Here is an 828-nt window from a genome sequence, read left to right on the forward strand (position 1 = left end):
AATTTTAACGTATACCGTCCCATGTGAATGCACCTCATCAGTTGGAGTTTTATGTCCAACTTTCGGGGTGCAGTTCAGAAAGGTGGTTTTTTATTGGGTAGTGTTATGGACCAAATCAGACCATTTCCACCGACTGAATTTATCGATCAGGCTGAGGAAGAGGAATCTATTCGCCTAGTGCCCGCCGTGGATCTAAAAGAATGGGTAGTAAATAACTTCTTAACGCTTGGCGGTGCTCTACACAATCCAGACCATGATCACATTGCCGAATTACTACATGACGATGAAATGGTTTTAGCCTTTGCTTGGGCATCTTCTGCAATGACAGCTAAAAAGCGCATGGTGTTAGGCCAGTGTGAAAAGGTAATGTTTAACCAAGGTGGATGGAAGAAGGCCAGACAAGAACAACAGATGCGAGATTGGTTCGGTTTTGTGCCAGTCTATTTAATTACTATCGATGCATCATTCTGCGAACAAGCGACTGACCGTGATTTCTGTGCCTTGATTGAGCATGAGTTGTATCACATTGGTGTTGAACGTGATGAAGATGGCGAACCTATTTATAGCGATCATACTGGTCTACCTAAACATTATTTAGCTGGTCATGACGTTGAAGAGTTTATCGGGGTAGTCAAACGATGGGGAGCAAGCGAAAGTGTTAAACGACTTGTCGAAGTCGCACAGAATCCTCCGTTTGTGCCTGATTTGGATGTAGCAAAGTGCTGCGGAAACTGTGTAATCAATTGAGCCAAAAGGCTCTTTTTTTTGCCAGTCTTCCTTGATGAGCCTTGATGGATTTTGATTTATGGCAAAGCTAAGAAAAGCCGA

Annotated in this window: 1 protein-coding gene; it reads left to right on the forward strand. The window is 43.2% G+C overall.

The features are described from left to right. Nucleotides 1-105 precede the first annotated feature (105 nt). Nucleotides 106-747, forward strand: coding sequence for a putative metallopeptidase (locus tag RFH42_RS16835; RefSeq protein WP_308977087.1), 642 nt, complete (start codon nt 106-108; stop codon nt 745-747). Nucleotides 748-828 lie beyond the last annotated feature (81 nt).

This window comes from Acinetobacter rudis (assembly GCF_031157835.1).
Classification (GTDB): domain Bacteria; phylum Pseudomonadota; class Gammaproteobacteria; order Pseudomonadales; family Moraxellaceae; genus Acinetobacter; species Acinetobacter rudis_A.

What these genes read in the sequence shown, in the direction of transcription:
- RFH42_RS16835 (WP_308977087.1), top strand. Translation starts at nt 106, where the DNA reads ATGGACCAAATCAGACCATTTCCACCGACTGAATTTATCGATCAGGCT.